The sequence below is a fragment of the Phycisphaerae bacterium genome (assembly GCA_035275405.1).
In the GTDB taxonomy this organism is placed as follows: domain Bacteria; phylum Planctomycetota; class Phycisphaerae; order UBA1845; family UTPLA1; genus DATEMU01.
This window is the reverse complement of the sequence record DATEMU010000003.1, coordinates 835,699-856,536: the sequence shown is the minus strand read 5'-3', so window position 1 is coordinate 856,536 and position 20,838 is coordinate 835,699. Positions and strand designations below refer to the sequence as shown.

Genomic DNA, 20,838 nt, shown 5'->3' with positions numbered 1-20,838 from the left:
GGCACGAGCCCGATGTGAAGCTGGCCGAAGATGACGACTTGCCCGGCGTCGGCGGAGGTAACGTCGGAGCGCACCCTCCCTTTGAGCCGCGCCGGATTGAGCGTATATTGGATACGAAGAAAGCCATCGCCCAGCGCTATATGCGGGTATGGACAATGGCTTTCGACGCGAGCGGCGAATCGCTGTAGCGACATCCCCAATGCAAGTCGACATTTTTCCTACGACGCGAACTACCTTGCTTTTCCGCCTTTCTGACCCTAAAGCGAAGGCCTGGGACGAGTTCTTTGCTGTCTATGGCCCAGTGATCTACCGCATGGGCCTTCACCGCGGATTGCATGAACATGATGCCGAAGAAGTCGTTCAAGTTGTCATGCGGTATTTCTTCGCGTCGGTCGCCAAGGGGCGCTTCGATGCGGCACGCAGGCCGTTTCACCACTATTTGCGTCGGGCAACCAACAACGTGATTCGGCGCGTTAGAAACGGCGTGCCGGCGGTCGTTGCGGATGGATACCCGTTGGACGACCTGGCCAGCGACGACTTGTTACCGGATGCGGAATGGGAGCAGGCCGAACGCGAGGAGCGCTGGCAAGCATGCGTGGAACGGCTGCGAAACTCGTCGGTGGTCTCGCCACGGGACATGGAGGCGTTTGAGTCATACGTCCTCCGCTGCCAGCCTGCTGAGGCCGTCGCCAAGCGGCTAGGCATCACCAAGGGTCGCCTCTACACGATCAAGCACGAGCAGATCCAGCGGCTGCGAATAATCCGTGAACAACTCGATGCTGAACAAGGGGAGGCGTAACGATGCGATCAGATCCATGTCCGTCGGCTGAGGACCTGGAAGCGCTTGTAGTCGGCACAAGCTCCGATCCGGCGATCCATGAGCACATGGCATCTTGCCCGCGTTGCAGCGAGACTCTACGAACCCTCCACGCCAATGCTGAGTTGGTGAAGGATCTTCGAGCGGCCGACAAGGCGGGCGTGAGCGCCGCCACGAGGAAACGCCTATTGGCCATCTGCCGTCACGCCGCAGCCGAAGCGATGAAGTGAGCAGCCGGACGCACTCGGGACCCGGCTTCATCGCTCGTCGCGAGCGTCACACCCGTTGTTCAGAGTCGGTGCAAGCGACTGAATCATCATCACGATGGATTGCCTAACCGCCTCAGGCAACCTGAACCAGGAGGCAAGCAATTCGCGTGAGTCCGGTGAAAGAGCGCCAAGCAGAACGCCAAGACATTTTCGCAGATCATCGCAAGTCGTTGCATCGCCGGAGTTTGGGGAATGGTCACAGCGGTTTAGGAAACCGTTGCTCTATCCAACTGAGCTACGGGCGCTCTGCCTCAGATTCTAAAGAGTGTAGTTCAGGGAGGTCAAAACAGGGAGCGGCGCTCATGGCTCCGTCCAGGTGACCATCCCGCCCTCGGGTCCAACCATCATCGGTCGTCGCGAGGCGAAAACTCTATTGCCCCTCCGCCCAATTTCGATCGATCGCGGCTTGATCGACACAATCCACAACGACTGCTTGCGTGCCGTCACATGCAATCCATCGAATGTGGTGATGGAGCGATAAGCCCCTGGCCAGATTTGCAGGACCCGGCGATCGTCCATCGTGACGACATCGGGCGACATCTTATGGTGCCGAGGGATCAAGGTATCGATGTCGTCTGGCAGCATGCAAAGGATCGCCCCGCCCCGGACAAAGAGTGGCATCCGCTCCAGCGGCGCATAGACCTTAAGCGTTTGACCGCCCTTGTGCGACGCGCCGGACCAATAGTCGATCCACCCAGCGCCGTCGGAGTTTCGGGGCAGATAAACTGACCGATATGTACCGGGCTGATACATCGGCGCGACGAGCAGATCGGGGCCAAACAAGTATTGATACCGATGAGCCGCTGCCTCGGCATCGTTCGGAAATGCCAGAACCATGGGTCGGATGATCGGCATGCCGGTCTTCGCGGCCTCGTGCGCGGCGTCGTAGATGTACGGAAAGAGCGATGTATGCAGCTTCGCGAACGTGCGATAGATGTCGAGCGTCTGCTTATCAAAATCCCACGGGCCGAGGTTGCTGGTCATGTGGACCTGCATGAGCGGCGACAGCGCCCCGAACTGCGTCCAGCGGATGAAGAGTTCTTTCGAGGGCGTGCCGATGTAGCCGGCAATGTCGTGGCCCCAGAAAGGAATGCCGGACAGCGCGGCATTTTGACCGGCGAGAATGGCTGTGGGTAATCCGTTTTCAAAGGAAAAACTGGCCTCGTTATCGCCAGCCCAGCAAAACGGCTGTGCCTGCGTGCCGGTGAAACCGCAACGGGCAAAAAGTACGCCATCACCGTCGAGTTTCCTGTCGATGTACTCCTGCGCTGCCTTGAGGTACAGCGATGCGTATCGGTTTTTCATTTCCGCCGCGGGTGTGCCGTCGTGGAAGACGGCGTCCTGCACGAAGTTCCCCTCGCCATCGTCGCACTTAATGGCCCGCAAGCCCCAATGTCGGGCCTGGTCGATTTGTTCATGCCACCATGTGACAGCGGCGGGGTTGGTAAAATCGAGGAGCCCGCCGCGGCCTTTCCACCAATCGACGATCATGGGTTTGCCGTCGGGCTGTTTGACGAGAAAGCCCCGCTCGACGGCCTGCGCAAAATTGCGGCTCGGCCCCTTGTCGATGCCGGGCATATCCAGCAGATTTTCGCTATTGATCATCGGCGTCAGCCACAAGCACGGATAAAAACCCAACTCACGAATTCGGCGAAACATTGCTTCCGGTTCGGTAAATTGAGTCTCGTTCAGCCGAAAATCGTTGTAGCCCGTCTCCCACGGGCTATCCAGAACGATGACGGAGCCAGGCAGGTCGTGTTTCCGCGTCAGCTCGGCGTCGTCCAATACTTCCCTTCGGTTGTTGTGGACGTTGCGGCTCTTCCACGGCGCGAACGACCACGCCGGCGGCACGCGCGGCCGGCCGGTCAGCCGCGTGAACTCGGCCAGCATCGCCGCCATATCCGGGCCGTCGATGAGTACCAGCCGAATTTTCGACGCGCGGTACTTCATCAACACGCGATCGCGCTCCGTCGCGTTCATATCGAACGTGCCCGCCGCGGAGTGGTCGAGCCATGCCGCGTAACCGCGCGTGCTCATGAAAAACGGGACGGGTTTATATGTGCAGGTGCCCTTGTCCTCCGGCCGGTCGATGCTGACCATCGGGAGGATCAGCCCCTTGTGATTGAGCGACGTGAACCGCTCCCCGCACCCGAAGTAAGCTGAATTGTCCTCGATTGAAACGATGAAATCATGGGGCGTGCCGTCGAGCGACTTCCAAGTGATGGCCGCAGAGGCTGAGCTGATTGAATCAAGCTCGATGGTGATGTCTGAAGAATCCGTTCGCCGCTGACCATCAAATTCGATCGGCGGTAACGTCAATTCGTCGCGCTGGCGTCCCTCACGATCGTAGAATTTGGCCCTTATTCGCCCCGATTCTGCATCAAGGCGAACTTCGACACGGTTCTTCGACAGCGGTTCGTCAGCCCGCAGCGCCACCGCCGTTAGCAGGCCCACAAGGAAAATCAATCCGATCCGCTCGTTTAGAGGTCCTCGGCGACCCATGAACTGTGAGTTAACGCCCATTTCCATAACCGCTCCCAAAAAACGCCGAGATGATTATCCTAACGGTAGTTACGGACGTTCGGTGGGTTCCTGCCGACTTTTTCAAGAACCCGGGCGTGAAACACTTCTGAATTTGGGCTACGATAGGAGGTACACCCCTGCGAATTTCAAAGCGGGAGGGGCAGCCCGCCGATGAGGGGGAGGAACGGGCGGCGAGGGGAGATTTCCGTTTTTCATGGTTACGTCTTTCATTCTAACAGACCGGAAAGTGAATTCCCGGCAGCGGCCGGCTCGGGTTTTTGGGAGGGCGGCCATTGCTGCGTTCGTACTGGGTGGGCTCTGGCTCACTCCTTCTCGGCTCCTTGCCGCCATCAGCGAATCGCAGGTTCTGGTCGTCTACAACTCCGCGGCAACCGACGCGACGACGCTTAAAGATGCCTACCTCGCCGCACATCCGGGAATCCCCGCGGCAAATGTGGTGAATCTCAACAATGCGGCACTGAATGTCGCCGACCTCACCTCGGCAAACTTCGTGACGCTCGTTCGCGACCAGATCCGGAGCTATCTTCTGGCCGCCGGCCCTCCGGCACCGGCCGACATTGTCGCCATCGTGCTCATCCGGCCGTTTCCCCATCGCATCCGGGATACGGACAATGCGCTCGTCGGCGATAACCCTGGCATTGCCGATGACGAGCTGCTCGCGGGGGACTCGAACAACGCATCGGTCGACGCCGAACTCGTGTTATTGTGGCAGGATCTCATCACCGGTGAGGCGGGCGGCACGATGGACAGCAAGTCCGACAACATGATCGACAACCCCTACCATCAACTGAGCAGTCAGATCGGTGCTTTCTCGCGCGTGAACATCCAGACCGCCAAGACGTTTTTGTCGACCGCCGCCGTGTATTGGCGGCTCGGCGGGACGGGCGCGACCCTGCTCACGCCGGGCGACATGTACCTGGTGTGTCGGATTGACGGCAACTCGCTCGCCGACGCCGTGGCGACGATTGATCGCGCCGAGGACCTTTACGTCAACCAGGCGACCACGCGTATTCTGCTGGACGAATTCAACGTTGCGACCAATCAGGATCTCGACGACGACGGCCTGCTTTCCAACGACGCGACGGATCGCTTCTGGGCAGGGGATGACTACGAAGAGACCACCACAGCGTTGCAGGCGGCTGGTTGGGACGTCCGCTACGACGGCACGGCCGAATTCATCGACAGTACACAGGAAACGAATTTCCTGATCGGCTATGCATCCTACGGAGGGAACCACAGCCTCAGTGGTCTCGGCGAAAGTCCCCCGGGCGGGGCCGCCTACATCGATAACTACAATTTCGCCCCCGGGGCAATGTTTAACACCGTGGAGTCCTACAACGGACGGGCGCTGAATGGGCTGACGACGTTTTTCAACCAGGAACAGGTCGCCGACTTCGTCTCGGCGGGCGGGACTTTTGCCATCGGCATGGTTTGGGAACCATTCACCTTTACCCTGCCGGACAACGAATTCATGATGACGGGCATGTTGGTGAACGGCCTGACGTGGGGGGAGGCGGCGTATACCTCGATTCCGGCGCTGAGCTGGCACCACGTCGTGCTCGGCGATCCTCTGGGAAAGACGACCATTCTTAACGACCCCGGCCTGCCCAAGGGCGACTTGAATGGCGACACCCGCGTGGACGGACTGGATATTGCCTGGTACACCGATCTTGTCGTCCACGGCCCGGCGAATTACCACGCCACATTTCCAACGCTCGATCCCATTGCGCGCGGAGATTTCACCGGCGACCAAATCGTCGATCTGGCGGACGCGCCGCAATTTATCAATGCGCTTCTGCCGCCCTAAAACGGGCAAGCGAGCTCCTCAAAGTCAGCGTATCCCCCACTGACCCTGCTGATTGAAAAAGCGATCGTTAGGTCCGGCGCTTCGCTAATTCGATCAATTCAGAAGCAATATCCTCCGCCGCGTGCGTCCGCCCCAAAGCGGCCGAGGCCTGCGCCATCTTGCTCCGCCGCAAGTCCGACTTCATCAGATCGCGCAGCGCATCCCGCAGCCGCCGGGCATTGTCCTTGGGATTGTTTTTATCCTGCACGACGAGGGCGGCGCGTGATTCCTCCAGAATTTTCGCGTTGGCGAGTTGGTGCTGCTTCTTGTCAAACGGGTACGGCACCAGAACCGCGGGAATGCCCATGGCCGTGATTTCCGCCAGCGTCGACGCCCCGGCCCGGGAGACCACGATGTCGGCCGAGGCCATCGCCAGCGCCATGTGATCGGTATACGCCAGCGTCCGCGCCTCGACGCCCGCCTCCTTGTACTTGGCGCGGCACGTTTCCAAATCCGCCTCGCCCGTCAGATGGATAATCTGCCATTGCGACGCCACGCGCCATAGATCGAACATCTCCATGCAGGCGGCATTGATCGACCGCGCGCCCTGTGAGGCGCCCGTAATCAACAGGGTCGGGCGGTCTTCGTCGATCTTAAAAGCGCGGCTTCCGGCCTTGCGCGTCGCCGCCGCGAATTCCGGCCGAATCGGGCAACCGGTCACTTTGATTTCGTGTACCTTCGGGAAGTGTTCGACCGTCTCGTGCCACTGCACGAACACACAATGGACCTTGGGGGCGAGATTGCGATTGGCCCGACCGGGCAGGGCGTCGGGGTTAAAGAGTGCCGTGGGGATTCCCAACTTCGCGGCGGCAACAATCGGCGGTCCGGCTGCGTACCCGCCCAGACCCAGCACCGCGACGGGTTTTCGTTCCGAAAACCGCCCGCGGGCCGCACGGACGGATTGTTGCCACGACAGCAAAAATTTCGGCCAGCGCCAGAACTTAGCCGGAAACGGCTGGACGCTTTGTTGCACAAGTTCGTAGGCACAGGCGGACACCAGCTTGTGGTCGATCGGCCGCCGCGTCCCGAAGACCGTCACTTCGAAATCGGGCTGGACGTTCTGGATGGCCTGCGCGACGGCCAGGCCGGGATAAAGATGCCCGCCGGTTCCCCCGCCGGCGATGACAAACCAGGGTCGAGCCATGAACGACTAGTGTGCGAGGGTTCCGTGAAACGGCAAGCCCAATTCAAGCGCCGTGGGTGGTCGAGACAGAGCCGGCGCGGTGACCGCCACATCGCCCCGATTCCGGGCGACATTGACCAGCAATCCGACGAGAACCGCGAAGAGAATAACTCCAGACCCCCCCGCCGAAACGAACGGTAGGCCGATCCCCTTCGTCGGAACGGAGACCGTCACCACGGCGACATTCATGGCCGCCTGGAAGCCGATGGTCAGCGTCGCGCCGAGGGCGATCAGCCGTCCGAACTCGCTGGAGGCCCGGAGCATGGCAATTCGGCCGTTCCACAACAGGATGGCGAAAAGGGCCAGCACCGCGACCCCGCCGATGATCCCGAGTTCCTCGCAGATGACCGCAAAGATGAAGTCGCTGCGGCTCTCCGGAAGGTAGCCGTACTTCTGAATCCCCGCGCCCAGGCCGCGCCCCCACCAATCCCCGGAGGCGATCGTGATCAGCGACTGAACCTGGTGATAGCCGGCCCCCTGTGGGTCAGCGTAGGGGTCGAGGAAAGACAGTACACGGGTTACCCGGTAGGGCTTGGATACGACCAGGTAAACCAGTCCCGCGACTCCAGGCAGGCACACCAGGAACATGTGCCAGATCTTTGCCCCAGCGCCGACCAACATGCACCCGCCGACCACAGCAAGAAGAGCAGCGGTGCCGAAGTCCTCAATGCCGACGAGACCGCAAACGATTCCCAAGAGCAGGATTAACGGGAGCAACCCGGTCCAGAAACGGCGGATGCCCTCGCCGATGTGCCCGGCGACAGCAGCCAGGAGCACGACGAGCGAAAGCTTGGCCAACTCCGAAGGCTGAAAACCCAATCCCAGTGCCGAGGGGCCAAGACTGATCCAGCGCCGAGCGCCATTCCGCTCTTCGCCGATGCCTGGTATCAGGACAGCGACGAGCAGGGCGATCGCAACGAGGGCCAGGAGTACTGAGGGCTGAAACCAGGAGAGTCTATTGGTGCCCGATTCGGCACAGCGCAAACGCCACGACTCATAAGGACAAAGCCCGACCATGAGCATGGTCACCAGGGCCGCAAAGGTGAACATCGCTTGCCGGAACGAGGAGTTGGCGAGGACATTCTGCGTAGGCGGCGGGGCCGTCAGGCTGGCGCTGGCCGAAAAGACCATCACGACGCCCACGGCCATCAGCGCGGCGGCGAGGATCGTAATGGTCGTGCTGGCTGGAGAAGGCCTGCTATCAAGCCGAAACATGACGCCTCCGTGCGTGATTCCCTCCCCTTGTCAAGAAGAGGGAGGTGTGGGGCTTGCCGACCCCGGGCCGGACTTGACCGCGCAGTCCCTGCGCAGGCCAAGGCATATTTGTACATCGGCAAGGGCGGTACCGAAAGGTGAGGGGTGCGCCGACACGAGTTTACTCCAGCCGGTATCCTGATAGAATAGATTTGGAGAGTACTGATGACGGTCCGCGGTCATATCAGAAACGGCCAGATCGCCTTCGATGAGCCTCTCAATCTGCCGGAAGGGGCCGAGGTCTACGTCGAGGTTGTTGGAAATGGCCAGCATCATGTGGTGCGCTCACGGCGTGCGCGCCGAATCAGCCTCGACCCGGAACTAGCCCGCCAGATTGCTTCTATGCCAGATTTTCAGCCCGAAGAGTCGTAAGCGATGCCGCTTAACCTTCCGGATGGCGACACTTGTTTCATCGACGCGAACATCTTCTATTATCACTTTGTTGAAACGCCCCCCTTTTCCGACGCGTGCACGGATTTGCTCGAACGCGTTGCGGCCGGCCAGATTACGGCATTCGCTTCAACGCATGTCCTTGCCGAAGCGATGCACAAAATCATGCTTGCGGAGGCTGCCGCGAGATTTAGGCTCCAACGCACGTCGCTCGTAAACTGGCTGCAAAGCAATCGGCCGCGGATCAACGAATTGTCGGAGTTTCGTGAAGTCGTCGGTGAATTGGCGGCGCTCCCCATCATCAATCTACCTATTCAATTGGCGGATTTCCCTCTCGCGGCCGACATCGCAACGGATATGTCTTTGCTAACGAACGATGCAATCTCGGTCGCGCTCATGCGCCGAAACGGCTTGGTACACTTGGTTACGAATGATAACGACTTTGACCGAATTCATGGCTTGACAGTGTGGAAACCACGATAGTTCTTTAGCGCAGCTTCGTCGTCGCCAGCGCCAGCGCCGCGAACAGCACCGCCAGCAGCCAGAACCGCGTTACCACCTGTGTCTCATGCCAGCCCTTCAGATGAAAGTGGTGGTGGATCGGCGACATGCGGAAGATCCGTTTGCCGGTCGTCTTGAAACACGCCACCTGGAGCATGACCGACAGGGCCTCCATGACGAACACGCCGCCGACGATGAAGAGCATCACCTCCTGGCGGATGACGATCGCAACAAACCCGATTAGCCCGCCCAGCGGCAGCGAGCCGGTATCGCCCATGAACACCTGCGCGGGATGGCAGTTGTACCAGAGGAATCCCATGCAGGCCCCCATCATCGCCCCGCACAGGACAGACAGTTCGCCCGCCTGCGGAATGTGGGGAAACAACAGATAATCCGCCACCCGCGCATCGCCCACCGCGTACGACAGCAACATGAACACAAATGCGCAAATGGCCACGCAGCCACTGGCCAGCCCGTCCATCCCGTCGGTCAGGTTTACTGCGTTGGATGTCCCCGTCACGACGAGGACCGTAATAACATAGAAAAGAGAAAGCGAAAGCAGCAGCCCGTGGGATTGCTCTCCCTTGAAAAACGGCAGCGTCAGGATGCGGTAGTGCTGATGCTCAAAACCGGCAAACGTCTCCTCGCCGCGCCGGTACACGCAATAGGCCAGCATCACTCCAAGGGCGATCTGAAAGAGCAGCTTTTGATAAAACTTCAGGCCATCGCGGGTGCCTTCCCGCCCCTTGGACGTGAGCTTGATCCAATCGTCGATCCCCCCCAGCGCCGCGAGCCATAACATACACGCCAATGCGAGATACACATAATAGACGGTCAGATTCGCCAGGAGCACTACTGACGACGCGACCGCGGCGAGGATCAGCAATCCCCCCATCGTCGGGATGTTCGCCTTGTGCTGAGTCATTTCGTTCAGCATCTGGTGATCGAAGTCGGGGATGTCCCCGAGCCGTTTGGCGATGAGGAATCGAATGACGCGCGGCCCGCTAAGCCAAACAATCAGGAAGGAAACGAGGATGGCGACCGTACCGCGAAAAAGGGGATTCTCATACCCGTAATGGCCTTGGCTTCCGAGCCAGTACTGAAGGAGGTGATAAATCAAAAGTCAAAACTCCCGGCACGCCGGGATTCAAAAGTAAGAATTCCAACAAAGGTGCAACACCGACCCTATACCGGTATCGGTGTTTTCGCGCCGACCTGTCCGATCGGCTCCAGCAGCCGCTCCAGCCGGATCGCCCGCGACGCCTTCAGCAGGACAATATCCCCCGGCCGCACCAGGCTGGGGATCTTTTCCGCGGCATGCTCCACTGTGGGGTACGAGTAAATCCGTTTTGTCGTGCTCGCAATGGAGACCGCCGCATCGGCCACGCTCCGCGAATACGCCCCCACGGCGACGATCAACTGCGCCGTCGACCGCCCCGCCAGGCGCCCCAGTTCCTGATGGCATCCCTTGGATCGCTCGCCCAATTCGCGCATATCGCCGAGGATCAGCACCTTGCGCCGCGGCTCATCGAGCCGATCGAGGACCTCTAGGGCCACGGCCATGCTCGACGGGTTCGCGTTGTAGGCGTCGTTTATGACGCTCACGTCGCCGAATTCCACCCGCTGCATGCGCATCGGCGGCAATCGCACGCTCCGCAGCCCCGCCGCGATATCTTCCGGCGCCATGCGAAACCGCGCGCCGATGGCGACGGCGGCGAGCGCGTTGATGACATTATGCCGCCCCAGGACCGGCATGACGTATTCCGTCCGCCCGTTCACCTTGAAGCGCTGCCCTTCGCCGGTCGGGGTGATATCCGACGCCCGCAGATCGGCGTCCGGCTCTAGGCCGTACGTGAGTTTGGTGTAGGGCAACGTCGGCTCGTCCGGCGCGAACTGCGCGGCCTGTTTGCTGAGGACGACAAACGCCCGCCCGCGAAGACACGTGAGAATCGAAAACTCCTCGCTGGCGACCGTCTCCACATCGCCGAAGAATTCGAGGTGCTCCTCGCCGATGCTGGTAATGACCACCATGTCGGGCTGGGCGATCCGCCCCAGGGCGACGATCTCGCCGGGATGGTTCGTCCCGATCTCAACAACAACGAACTCATCGGCCGGCTCCACCGTGAGAAGCGTCAGCGGCACGCCGATGGAATTATTGAAACTCGCCTTGGCGGCGCGGCCGCGCCGCTTCGCGCCGAGCACGGCGGAAATCATGTCCTTCGTCGTGGTCTTGCCGTTGCTACCCACGACGGCGATCACCTGGGCGGCGAACTGCCGCCGATACCATGCCGCCAGACGCCCCAGCGCCGCCGACGTGTCGGGGACATGAACGAGCCGGCCGCTGACGTGATGCTTGGCGGCGACGCTAGTAATTTCCGTAACGACGGCGGCCGTGGCCCCCTGATCCAGTACATCATTGACGAACGCATGACCGTCGTGATTCTCTCCCTTGAGAGCGAAGAAGAGCGCGCCCGGCGTGACGGCGCGGGAGTCGGTGCAGACGTTCGTGACGCCGGGAATCGTGACATCGCCGACGATCCGGCCGCCCATCGCGGCGGCCATCTCCATGAGCGTTAGCGGGCGCATGCCGGAGCCCCCCTCCGCGCGAGCGCCGCGCGGGCAACCTCGCCATCGTCAAAGTGAATCTTCCCCGTGGCCAGAATCTGATAATCTTCGTGCCCCTTGCCCGCGATGACCAGCGTGTCGCCCTCGTTCAATTCGTCGATGGCGTGCTGGATGGCCCTGGCGCGGTCCGGGATCGTCACGCCGCGCCCCTGGGCCTCTGCCGATAGTCCCCGCTCGATGTCGGCCAGAATCCTGTAAGGATCTTCGGTCCGCGGATTGTCGCTGGTAATCACGAACGCATCGGCCCCCTCGGCGACGGCCCGCGCCATCAACGGTCGCTTTAAGCGGTCCCGATCCCCACCGCATCCGAACACACACCACAGCCGCCCGCCCGTCAGCGGTCGCAGCGAGCGGAGGACATTTCGCAAAGCGTCGTCCGTGTGTGCGTAATCCACGAAGATGTCGAAACCCAATTCCGCAGTATCCACTCGCTCCAGCCGCCCCGGCACGCGGTCGAGCGATTCGATCCCGCCGCGAATCGCCTGTAAATCCAGCCCGAGCGCCAATCCAACGGACGCGGCGGCCAGCGCATTGCTGATATTGTGGCGGCCGACCAACGGCGTGCGGACTTCGACCGCTTCATCGCGGTAGTGCAGGAGGAATCGCCCGCCCCGACGATCCTCACCCAGCACCTTCCCGCGTACCTCCGCCGGCTGATCGATGCCGAAGCGGATCACACGGGCGCGGCAATTCTCCACCATGCTCCCGCCGACGGGATCGTCCGCATTGATAATTGCAGTTGTGTCGGGCGACAGGCGATCGAAAAGACGCCGCTTGGCGACCCGGTATTCCTCCAGGGTGCCGTGATAATCGAGATGGTCCTGCGTCAGGTTGGTGAAGACCGCGACGCCAAAGTTTATACCGTCCACGCGGCGCTGCTGAAGGCTGTGCGACGACACCTCCATCACGGCATGGGATGCGCCAGCCTGCTTCGCTTCGACTAGATGCTTCGTCAGCGTCACGGCATCCGGCGTCGTCAAACTCGACGTCACACGCCGGCCAACCAGATCGTATTCAATCGTCCCCAATAGCGCCGGCCGGAAACCCGCCGTACGGAGCAGCGACCGGATCATGTACGTGACAGTGCTTTTGCCGTTCGTCCCCGTTACACCGATAGTGCAAAGGCCCCCGTCGGCGCTCAGACCGTGATAGACCGCGGCCAGACTCGCGAGCGCCTCGCGCGGATCAGCGACGCGAATCACGGGGCAGGATGCCTCTACCCTTGCCTCGCGGGCGGCCACGATCGCAATCGCCCCTCGGCTAAGCGCGTCCTGGACAAACGCCGCGCCGTCGGCCTTCGCGCCGGCGACGGCGACAAAAACGCTTCCCGCACTGACGTGGCGCGAATCTTCACACACGCCGGTCACAACCAGCGAACCGGTATCGCGCGGCAGCTCGCACGCTCCAATGGATTTCTCAATTAATGTCGAGAGCTGGATCATCGATCCGTCGCCCCTCCCGAAGCGAAGTCCATTCCGCGGGGCGATCCGTCCACGGACCACCGACTCGAGTCGGAGCATCTTATGCTCCCCTGGCCCGGCCTCGCCATCCCTAATCGTGATCCTCTCCCAGCGCCGTAATCGTCGGCGTCGGTGCATCCGCCCGGTCGGGCGGAATCTGCAAATACGCCAACGCGTGCGTCAAGATTTCCTTCACGACCGGCGCGGCGACCGTGCCGCCGTAATAGCCAATGCTCTTCTTGGGGCGGGAGATGCCCACGAAAACCACCAGTTGCGGATCGGCGGCCGGCGCGGCGGCGACAAACGATCCGACATAGGCGTCCGGCTCGTAACCGCCGCCACCCTTGCGGGCGATCTGCGCCGTCCCGGTCTTGCCGAATACCTGGTAATGGGCCAGCCGGGATTTGCTGCCCGTACCCTGTTCCACGACGCCGCAGAGAATCCGGTCCCTCATCGTGTTGGCTACGGCTTCCGGCAGGGCCCGGCCTTCCGACGGCGGATTGGAAAAGTCGCTCACCAGCCGCCCGTCCGGCGTCACCACCGCCCGGACGACGTAGGGCTGCACCAAAAGCCCGCCGTTGGCAAAGGCACAGAACGCCCTCGCCATCTGCAACGGCGTCGCGCCGATCTCCTGGCCGATCGGAATACTCGTCGTCGAGAACGGTCCCCAGCGATTGAACGATTGCAGAATGCCCGGGTCCTCTCCCTCCAGATCGATGCCGGTCTTGCGGCCAAACCCAAAAGCTTTGACATAATCGTAGAGTTTCTTGTTGCCGAGACGCTTCCCGATCTTGGCCATCCCGACGTTGCTGGACTTGATGACGACATCTTCAAAACTGAGCAGTCCGTAGGGGTGGTGATCGTGCAGCGTGCGAACGCCGTCCGTCCACGCGCCATTCTCGCAATCAAATCCTTCGCCCAGACGCACCACCTTTTCCGCCAGCGCCGCCGCGGCGATAAACGGCTTAAACGTGCTGCCCGGCTCAAACGGGTCCGTGATGGCCCGATTGCGATACCGATTGGCCCCGTAATCGCTGTAGCGATTGGGGTCGAAGCCCGGAACGTTGGCCATCGCCAGGATCGCGCCGGTCTTGGGATGCATCACAATCGCCACACCGCTTTCCGCGTGGTATTTCTCCACGGAAACGGCCAGCTCCCGCTCCACCGTCGCCTGTATTTCGGCATCGATGGTCAGGATCAGATGGAAACCGTCGCGCGGCGGTCGGTATCCTCCCTCCGCCAGCCAAAAAGCCTTGCGCCGCGCATCGCGAATAATCGATTTGATGCCATTGGAGCCGGTCAGCCACGCGTTGCACTGATGTTCAAGACCGCTGACGCCGTGGCCGTCGGGCGCGACGAAGCCAATCAGGGCGGCCGCCAGCGAGTTCATCGGATAGGTGCGATACGGCTCGTCAAAGACGCCCAGGCCATAAAGCCCCTCCTCGCTGATTCGGCGGGCCTGGTCCTCCGACACCCCGCGACGAATGACGAAGAACCGCTCCTCTTCCGCCGAAAGCAGGTCCGGAGCGATCTCCTCCGCGGGGATGCCGAGGATTTCAGAGACCTTTTGTGCCGCAATCGCCTTGTCGGGGATCACCTTCGGATCGGCAAAGACGCTCTTCTGGAGCATCGTCCCGGAGATAAGGCGGCCGCAGCAATCCACGATCAGGCCGCGCCGATGCTTGAGAGGTATGGTCGAACGCTGCTGACGTTCTGCCCGGGCCAGCAGTGCCGAGCCCTGATAAGAGTTGATATAGACCAAGCGGCCCGCCAGGCCGACCAAGGCGACGAGGACCAGCGCGATCAACGCTTGGCCGGCGAGATTTGAACGGCGCGACCGCAAGGCATCCATTCCCGCGTCCGCATAGGGGCGCGATCAGCGGACGACTCAATCAGCGATGACGGGTCCGCTGTCCCCATCATCCGGCTTGTTAGACGACGGCTTGACGCCGGGCGGTTCGGCCATCGGCGGCATTAAATCCAGGCCGAGTTCACTGGTTCGCCGGCGAATCGCGTTCGGTCCGCGCAGCGTGGCCAATTCCATTTCGTGGGTCCACAGCGATTGTTCCAAATCGATCTGACGCAGGTGCAACCGCTGCACCCGGTTCGCGGCCTTGGCGGACTCACCGCGAATCCCCACGATCCCTACCCCGAGGACCACCATCATCAGCAGCACATACAATGAGCGCGAGACGGTCATCTCGACATCCTCTCGGCCCGTGGCCGGCGTCAGCTAATCGGCACCTTCAAACCCGCTCGACGAGACCGCCGTTTGCGGTTCGAGCATCGCCGCCGATTTCACGGGGATTCGCAGCTTCATTCCGGGTTTCAGGCTGTTCTTGTTCGCCATGCGGTCCTTGTTCAGCTTGAATAGTTCGCTCGTGTGCTTTTCGCTGCCGAGCATTTTTCGGGCGATTCTGCTAAGCGTGTCCTTCGGCCGGACTTCGTACCACTGATACGACGCATCCGCCGACTTGTTCTTTTTCGATGCGGTCGTCACCGAGGCGGTTTGGATAGTGGGAGCCTGCGTGTCGAGCTTTCGGAGGCCCGGTCCGGCCGTGGCCGCCGACTCTCGAATGGGAATAGGAATGCGGATCGCGTCCGACGTCGACGGCGGCGCCTTCACCGCGCTGAAATCCGACATCGAAAATACCGTAACGGGCTCGAACGCGGAGTTCGCCTCACCGAGATCGGGGATGTCCAGCTTTTGCTCGGCCTTGACCTGGTGGGTGGCCTTCAACCGATCGCGATTCGCTTTGAAGATCGCCTCTATCCGCGCGGGAGTCGAGCGCCCGTAATACTTCGCTGCGATCTTGCCGAGACTCTCGCCGGACTGAACGGTGTGGACCGTTCGGATCACCGGAGGCTTTTCCGGCGTGGGCTTGGGGGCCGGTGGCGAAGTCGGCGCTACGGAGGCCATCTCGGTGGTGGACGCAGGCGGCGTGATCGCCGGTTCTGCATTCGCCTTTTCCGCGGACGCAAGCGATGGCGTGGTGATAACGGACTTCGGCGCGGATTGGGGTTCCAACGCCCCGCCATCGGACTTCCCGCGTGATTCGTCCTTGATGGGAATGCTATTCAGGGCCTTTACGACGGCCTCGGGAAGCGGCGCGATCGACTCATCCTTCTTCGGCGCCGCTTGGGTGACAAGCTCTTCACTCATCGCGACCGGGGCAGAGGGCGGCGCGATCGTGACCTGTTGCGGCTTCGGCTGAACAATCGGCGGGAGCTGAGAGGTCACCTGCAGCCGGCCCGCGCTGCCGAGCGGTTGTTCCGATCCCCCGAGAGGTGACGCGGGCTTGGAACCGTCGGCCACGGTGAACGAAGCCGTGCTTCGCTGCGGCGTGCCTTTCTCCGAGAGGATAATGGCAAAAAGGATGATGAATGCGAGACCGACCAGCAGACCGATCTTGGTTTCCTTGGTCATAGATGCACCTCCGTGTGCGTGCGGCTGCTACAGGATAGCAGAAAAAAAATCGTCCTCAAGTGTCCCGGCGCTTTTCAACCACCCGCAGCTTCGCCGAGCGGCTTCGCGGGTTCCGTTCCTTCTCGTCAGCCCTTGCGGTCATGGGCTTCTTCGTCAACAACTGATAAACGCCCTCGTTCGCCCTGCGGCGGAAGTCCTCCTTCACGATCCGGTCCTCTCCACTGTGGAAGCTGATCACCGCCAACCGCCCGCCCGGTTGCAGGACGCCGGGCGCCTGCGCCAGAAACTGACGCAGCGAATCCAACTCCTGATTGACCGCCATACGCAGGGCCATGAACGTGCGGGTCGCCGGGTGGATGCGGCCGCGGCGCGCGTCCGGGTCCTGGCCGAGGGCCGACGCCACCAGCCGCGCAAGTTGGACCGTACTTTGGATGCGCCCGTGCCGGCGGGCCTGGCAGATCCGCTTAGAGATTCTTCGGCTTCCCGATTCCTGGCTCTGAAAGTAAAGTAAATCGGCCAATTCACCCTCGGAAAGCCCGTTGACGAGGTCCGCCGCGGTCGTCCTCAGCCGATCATCCAGCCGCATATCCAACGGACCGTCCACATCGAAGCTGAGTCCCTTGGCGGGGCCGGCGATTTGATTGCTACTAACCCCCAGGTCCGCAAGAATCCCCCCCACGTGGGGGGTTCCAAGTGCATGGAGGACCTCCTCCAATTCCGCGAAATTGGCCCTCTGCAGCGTAATGCGAGCAGCAAACTCGGCCAGGGAATTCTCTGCCGCAGCGAGGTTGACCGGATCGACGTCGAGCCCAATGACGCGAATTCGGGGCGACAACTCCAAAACCCGCCGAGTATGCCCCCCCAGGCCCAGAGTGGCATCCACGAAAACTTCTACTTCCGGCCGAACCAGCGCGGCGACGATCTCATCCGCCATGACGGGCAGATGGTCGATTTCAGACACAACAGATCCGATATTCAAGACAGGCTCCCGACGATGCTGTCCTGCAATTCGACCAGCCGAGCCGTTGGAAAGAGACCCATAAACCACTCCCGATGCTCCGCGATCCGATTCTCAGAAAGAGCGGCCGATACGCTGGCGGCCTCTTTCTGAAACTCGTGAGGCAAGTCCCCCACCGCCGACGACAGAGTCTTGTTCGCCCTCCGGATCGCCAGGAACGCCGCCCGCCGTGCGGCATGGTCCGTCGGAGACTCCGCACGCAAACGATCCTGAAGCGCGATGGCCTGTTCACGTTCCCTTGTCAATGTGTCGAGCATGGGCGCATAGGGCCCCCCATCCAGGTACCGCTGAGGGTTGTAGCGCAGGTCGCGCAGTCGGCGGCGACACGCCCGCTCGTCGTCGCGGGTCACCGCGTGACGCCGCAGCGGCAATCGCATCGTCGCCGAAACGCAGGCGTAGGCGGGCGGCTCGATACCAAAGAATCGGTGGATAATCTCATCCGCGATCTGATCGTACTTCGCCCCGCCGATGCCGTGGATGAACAAATCGCACGCCAGTATCCGGGCATAGATCGTCAAAGCCAGCGCCCGCGGCCGAATCTGAGGCGAGCCGAGATCGACGCCCAGCGCGTTCTGAGGGTCGTTCATCACCTTCGCTCGATCGACGTCGCCGATCCGTTCCTGACCGGCCCAGAGGACGACGGCATCCGAAGCGGTCCTACTACGCGAGACGAAAAACCTTCGCCGGGATTCCGTCCGCCCCAGCACCCAGAACGGAAGCTCGAATCTTTCATCCGTCACCAACAAATCCGGAATAGGGTGGCGATCGCCCCTGATGCCCCGCGCGGCCCGATACGCCTGAAGGGCCCCGTTATAGGCCGACGAGAACGAGTCGGCATGAATCAGGAGATGCCCTACAAAGGCGGCGGCCTCGGTCGACCGGCTCGTATCAAACCGATCGCTGACCCGCTCGATCGTCGGCGTCGCCGCGCCGACGGTCTGATCGATCGCCTGCATGCCTGCCGCCCACCGCGAAACGTAATCCGCCGTTTGGGACTCACCAAAAGACTTGAGGAACGCGCGCAGCGGCGTCGTCCCATCATGATCTACCCCGTTGAACACTTGTGTCGCGAATGCCGCGCAGTCCCCCAACGACAGCGGTGGAAGTTGTTCGTAACTCCGCCCTTGCAACTGCGGCAACACGGCTGCGCGGGCAATCTCATAGTGACCGGAGTCTTGTACCGGCCATTCCAGCTCCAGTCGATCGGGCGCATCGCTGTCGACCGCCAGGAACACCGCCTCTCCGCCCAGCCGCCGCGCCAGTGCCGTCGATACGACGTTTTTGGCCCAAACGCCCGGATGATAAAACGCCGGCTGATGGCCGGTGAAAATGACCGGACCCCGACCCGGTGGTTCCCGCCACTCTCCAATCGTTCGATTGAGTATCTTCGCCGATGATCCATCCAGCAGGCTGCGGTTCTCTTCGACGAGCTGCGCCAACCGCTCCGGCGACGGCCAGATTAGATGCTCCGCATCGCCGGTCGGAGCCGCTAGATCGTCAATCGGGCTGCTGGACGCGGACGCCATCACCGGAAGTTATAGCCGATCGTGAAAGGAAGTTACTCGCAGCCGGAAAGGCACTCGACGGACGGCCGTCCCGCCTGCGCCTCCTGCCGCTCCTTACCCAGTTCGGCACAGAATACCTCAAGGTAGTGTTCCAGCCGGGACGTGGGGTCGTCCAGCATTCCGCCGAAGTGGCGATTCGGATCGTTGTAGATCAGCGGCACCGGCAGTTCACAAATCCGCAGACCGTAGCGGACCGCCTGCACCCAGAACTGCAGCGGAAACGCGTAGCCCGGTATGGACAAGGGCAGCCGCGCGATCCTGGAAACGCGATACGCCTTGAAGCCGCAAAACCCATCCGTCAGCGAAAGCCCCAGCACACGATTGAGCATCCGCGTGATCTTCTCGTTGATCCGCCGTCGATCCTCCGGCGCGGGGGTGCTCCCCGGCAGTGCGGTCAGGTATCGCGAACCGGAGATGATGTCCACGTCATCGCGCGCGGCGCGCTCGACAAAAAGCGGAATTCTTGCCGGCTCGTGCTGGTCGTCGCAGTCAATGGTGATGATCCAGTCGTAGCCCTGCCGGTCAGCGTAACCAAATGCGTCGATGAGGCTCTGTCCGTAGCCGCGATTTTCCGGATGGCGGATGACGGCGATGCCGGGGGCCTTTTTCAACAGTTCAGGAGTCTCATCCGTCGAACCGTCGTCCACGACGAGCACGTCATGTCCCAATTGGCGAAGCTCGGAAAGCACGCCCTGGACATAACGCGCCTCGTTAAACACTGGGACGGCGACCAAGACACGCATGAAGAAAGCCTCGGGAGCCCCATCGGATCGCCCTCGCAATCCCTCCGATGAGGAGCGAAGGATCATATTTGCGCGGCCGAAAAAGTCAAATTCTCGCGGTTTTCGGAGGTTCGTGCCCTCCGGTGCAGTTTCACGGCCGCGAATCTGGCCGATATATCGCACAGGGAGGCTCCAGGTGCGCGCGTGAATTTTCCGTTCAACAGCGAACCGCTGACCGACGGCCGGCGCCGCGGTGCGCCGCGCCAATTCGCGCTGCCGGCTCGTTCGAGCCTCGTCCTGCTCGCGGCGCTGCTCGGCGGTTGTCAAATCCCCTCGCGCATGACGTTCCAAAACATCTTTCAATCTGCGGAGCATCACGTTCAGCACGGAGACCAGCTTCTCGCGCGGGGCGATCTGGACGGCGCCCGAAAATGCTTCGCATCCGCCGAGCGCTGCGATCCCAACAACGCATCGGCCCTCGCCGGTCTCGGCCGCGTCGCCGAGAAACAAGGACAACTCGAAGAGGCCATTGCGTATCATGGCGCCGCGCTGAAATACGCGCCGGAAAATAGCACCTACGCGCTCGCCCTCGCCGATGCGCTGCGCCACCTGGCCGCGACCTCGCTCGATCGGCGCAAGTTGCTGGAATCCGCCATCCGCGCCTATCGTCACACGCTGTCGCTGGCCCCGGATAATTACGTCGCCGCGCTGGGACTCGCGCAATGCTATCGGCAACGGGGTGAATTCGATCGCGCCGTCCAGACGCTTCGTCGCGCCCAGAAAATCGACCCCTCCAATCCGCAGGCGCACACGATGTTGGCCGCCGTCTACGAATCGTCCCAGCATTTCGACGCCGCCATGGAGGAATACAAACTCGCCCTGAAGTTCGACCGCGACGACCCTGCCGTGCACAACAGCCTCGCCGCCCTGAATCTGGCGATGGCCCGCAGCGGCCGCGAGAACGCCGCCCTCGCCCGTGAACGCGCCGCCGCCCACTGCCGCCGCTCGCTTCAACTCGACCCCGACCAGCCCAGCGTCCGCATGGTCCTGGCCGAATTGCAATCCACGACCGAACCGCTCTCCGCGATCGATGACGCCACGCCATAGTGCAACATCTCCGTTGAACATATGTGTTCAGGGGTGGCACGGTCTGACCGCGAAGCGGGCAGGCCGTGTTGGACATGCGCACCACGGCCTCGCTGCTGCGAGACCGTGCC

19 protein-coding genes are annotated in these 20,838 nt (G+C 61.7%); 7 read left to right on the top strand and 12 right to left on the bottom strand.

The window, feature by feature from the left end; all coding sequences use genetic code 11:
* Window positions 1-14 precede the first annotated feature (14 nt).
* The 3 genes from VJZ71_05575 (at window position 15) to VJZ71_05565 (ending at window position 1,047) form a co-directional block, all read left to right on the top strand.
* Window positions 15-188 carry a hypothetical protein gene (locus tag VJZ71_05575; GenBank protein ID HKQ47517.1) on the top strand — a complete coding sequence of 58 codons (174 nt, stop codon included), beginning with the start codon at window positions 15-17 and terminating at the stop codon, window positions 186-188.
* 125 nt (window positions 189-313) lie between these two features.
* Entirely contained in the window at window positions 314-799 is a 486-nt protein-coding gene (locus VJZ71_05570; GenBank protein ID HKQ47516.1) for a hypothetical protein, read from the top strand.
* Window positions 800-801: 2 nt separating this feature from the next.
* Window positions 802-1,047 carry a hypothetical protein gene (locus VJZ71_05565; GenBank protein HKQ47515.1) on the top strand — a complete coding sequence of 82 codons (246 nt, stop codon included), beginning with the start codon at window positions 802-804 and terminating at the stop codon, window positions 1,045-1,047.
* Between the two features lie 339 nt (window positions 1,048-1,386).
* Here VJZ71_05565 and VJZ71_05560 read toward each other — a convergent pair whose 3' ends face one another.
* On the bottom strand, window positions 1,387-3,609 hold the full coding sequence (locus VJZ71_05560) for a TIM-barrel domain-containing protein (GenBank protein ID HKQ47514.1): 2,223 nt from the start codon (window positions 3,607-3,609) through the stop codon (window positions 1,387-1,389).
* Between the two features lie 214 nt (window positions 3,610-3,823).
* On the opposite strand from VJZ71_05560, the gene VJZ71_05555 reads away from it, so the two are divergent.
* Window positions 3,824-5,437: a hypothetical protein gene (locus tag VJZ71_05555; protein ID HKQ47513.1), complete on the top strand. Its 1,614-nt coding sequence runs from the start codon at window positions 3,824-3,826 to the stop codon at window positions 5,435-5,437.
* A 67-nt stretch (window positions 5,438-5,504) separates the two neighbouring features.
* On the opposite strand, the gene VJZ71_05550 is transcribed toward VJZ71_05555, so the two are convergent.
* Both VJZ71_05550 and VJZ71_05545 read right to left on the bottom strand, forming a co-directional pair.
* On the bottom strand, window positions 5,505-6,620 hold the full coding sequence (locus tag VJZ71_05550; GenBank protein HKQ47512.1) for a UDP-N-acetylglucosamine--N-acetylmuramyl-(pentapeptide) pyrophosphoryl-undecaprenol N-acetylglucosamine transferase: 1,116 nt from the start codon (window positions 6,618-6,620) through the stop codon (window positions 5,505-5,507).
* Between the two features lie 6 nt (window positions 6,621-6,626).
* A complete protein-coding gene (locus VJZ71_05545; protein HKQ47511.1) occupies window positions 6,627-7,874 on the bottom strand; it encodes a putative peptidoglycan glycosyltransferase FtsW in 1,248 nt (415 codons plus the stop codon).
* Between the two features lie 204 nt (window positions 7,875-8,078).
* On the opposite strand from VJZ71_05545, the gene VJZ71_05540 reads away from it, so the two are divergent.
* Together VJZ71_05540 and VJZ71_05535 are read left to right on the top strand one after the other, a co-directional pair.
* Complete coding sequence (locus tag VJZ71_05540; protein ID HKQ47510.1) at window positions 8,079-8,285, top strand: hypothetical protein; 207 nt, start codon at window positions 8,079-8,081, stop codon at window positions 8,283-8,285.
* Window positions 8,286-8,288: 3 nt separating this feature from the next.
* Window positions 8,289-8,786, top strand: coding sequence for a type II toxin-antitoxin system VapC family toxin (locus VJZ71_05535; GenBank protein HKQ47509.1), 498 nt, complete (start codon window positions 8,289-8,291; stop codon window positions 8,784-8,786).
* Between the two features lie 4 nt (window positions 8,787-8,790).
* On the opposite strand, the gene mraY is transcribed toward VJZ71_05535, so the two are convergent.
* The 9 genes from mraY to VJZ71_05490 form a co-directional block, all read right to left on the bottom strand.
* The gene (gene mraY / locus VJZ71_05530; GenBank protein ID HKQ47508.1) at window positions 8,791-9,924 is read right to left on the bottom strand and encodes a phospho-N-acetylmuramoyl-pentapeptide-transferase; all 1,134 of its coding nucleotides are present in this window, start codon (window positions 9,922-9,924) and stop codon (window positions 8,791-8,793) included.
* Window positions 9,925-9,989: 65 nt separating this feature from the next.
* The gene (gene murF, locus VJZ71_05525; GenBank protein HKQ47507.1) at window positions 9,990-11,390 is read right to left on the bottom strand and encodes a UDP-N-acetylmuramoyl-tripeptide--D-alanyl-D-alanine ligase; all 1,401 of its coding nucleotides are present in this window, start codon (window positions 11,388-11,390) and stop codon (window positions 9,990-9,992) included.
* Window positions 11,378-12,949 carry a UDP-N-acetylmuramoyl-L-alanyl-D-glutamate--2,6-diaminopimelate ligase gene (locus tag VJZ71_05520; protein ID HKQ47506.1) on the bottom strand — a complete coding sequence of 524 codons (1,572 nt, stop codon included), beginning with the start codon at window positions 12,947-12,949 and terminating at the stop codon, window positions 11,378-11,380. Before VJZ71_05520 ends, murF begins: the two co-directional genes overlap by 13 nt.
* Before the next feature lie 31 nt (window positions 12,950-12,980).
* The gene (locus VJZ71_05515) at window positions 12,981-14,741 is read right to left on the bottom strand and encodes a penicillin-binding protein 2 (protein ID HKQ47505.1); all 1,761 of its coding nucleotides are present in this window, start codon (window positions 14,739-14,741) and stop codon (window positions 12,981-12,983) included.
* 36 nt (window positions 14,742-14,777) lie between these two features.
* Window positions 14,778-15,089, bottom strand: a complete 312-nt coding sequence (locus VJZ71_05510; GenBank protein HKQ47504.1) for a hypothetical protein — start codon at window positions 15,087-15,089, stop codon at window positions 14,778-14,780.
* 33 nt (window positions 15,090-15,122) lie between these two features.
* Window positions 15,123-16,316: a LysM peptidoglycan-binding domain-containing protein gene (locus VJZ71_05505; GenBank protein ID HKQ47503.1), complete on the bottom strand. Its 1,194-nt coding sequence runs from the start codon at window positions 16,314-16,316 to the stop codon at window positions 15,123-15,125.
* Between the two features lie 55 nt (window positions 16,317-16,371).
* Window positions 16,372-17,295, bottom strand: coding sequence for a 16S rRNA (cytosine(1402)-N(4))-methyltransferase RsmH (rsmH, locus tag VJZ71_05500; protein HKQ47502.1), 924 nt, complete (start codon window positions 17,293-17,295; stop codon window positions 16,372-16,374).
* Entirely contained in the window at window positions 17,292-18,860 is a 1,569-nt protein-coding gene (locus VJZ71_05495; protein ID HKQ47501.1) for a hypothetical protein, read from the bottom strand. The genes rsmH and VJZ71_05495 overlap by 4 nt, the downstream gene beginning before the upstream one ends.
* A 32-nt stretch (window positions 18,861-18,892) precedes the next feature.
* Complete coding sequence (locus VJZ71_05490; GenBank protein ID HKQ47500.1) at window positions 18,893-19,642, bottom strand: glycosyltransferase family 2 protein; 750 nt, start codon at window positions 19,640-19,642, stop codon at window positions 18,893-18,895.
* A gap of 183 nt (window positions 19,643-19,825) precedes the next feature.
* Here VJZ71_05490 and VJZ71_05485 point away from each other — a divergent pair, with 183 nt between their 5' ends.
* A complete protein-coding gene (locus VJZ71_05485) occupies window positions 19,826-20,728 on the top strand; it encodes a tetratricopeptide repeat protein (protein HKQ47499.1) in 903 nt (300 codons plus the stop codon).
* The last annotated feature ends 110 nt before the right edge of the window (window positions 20,729-20,838 follow it).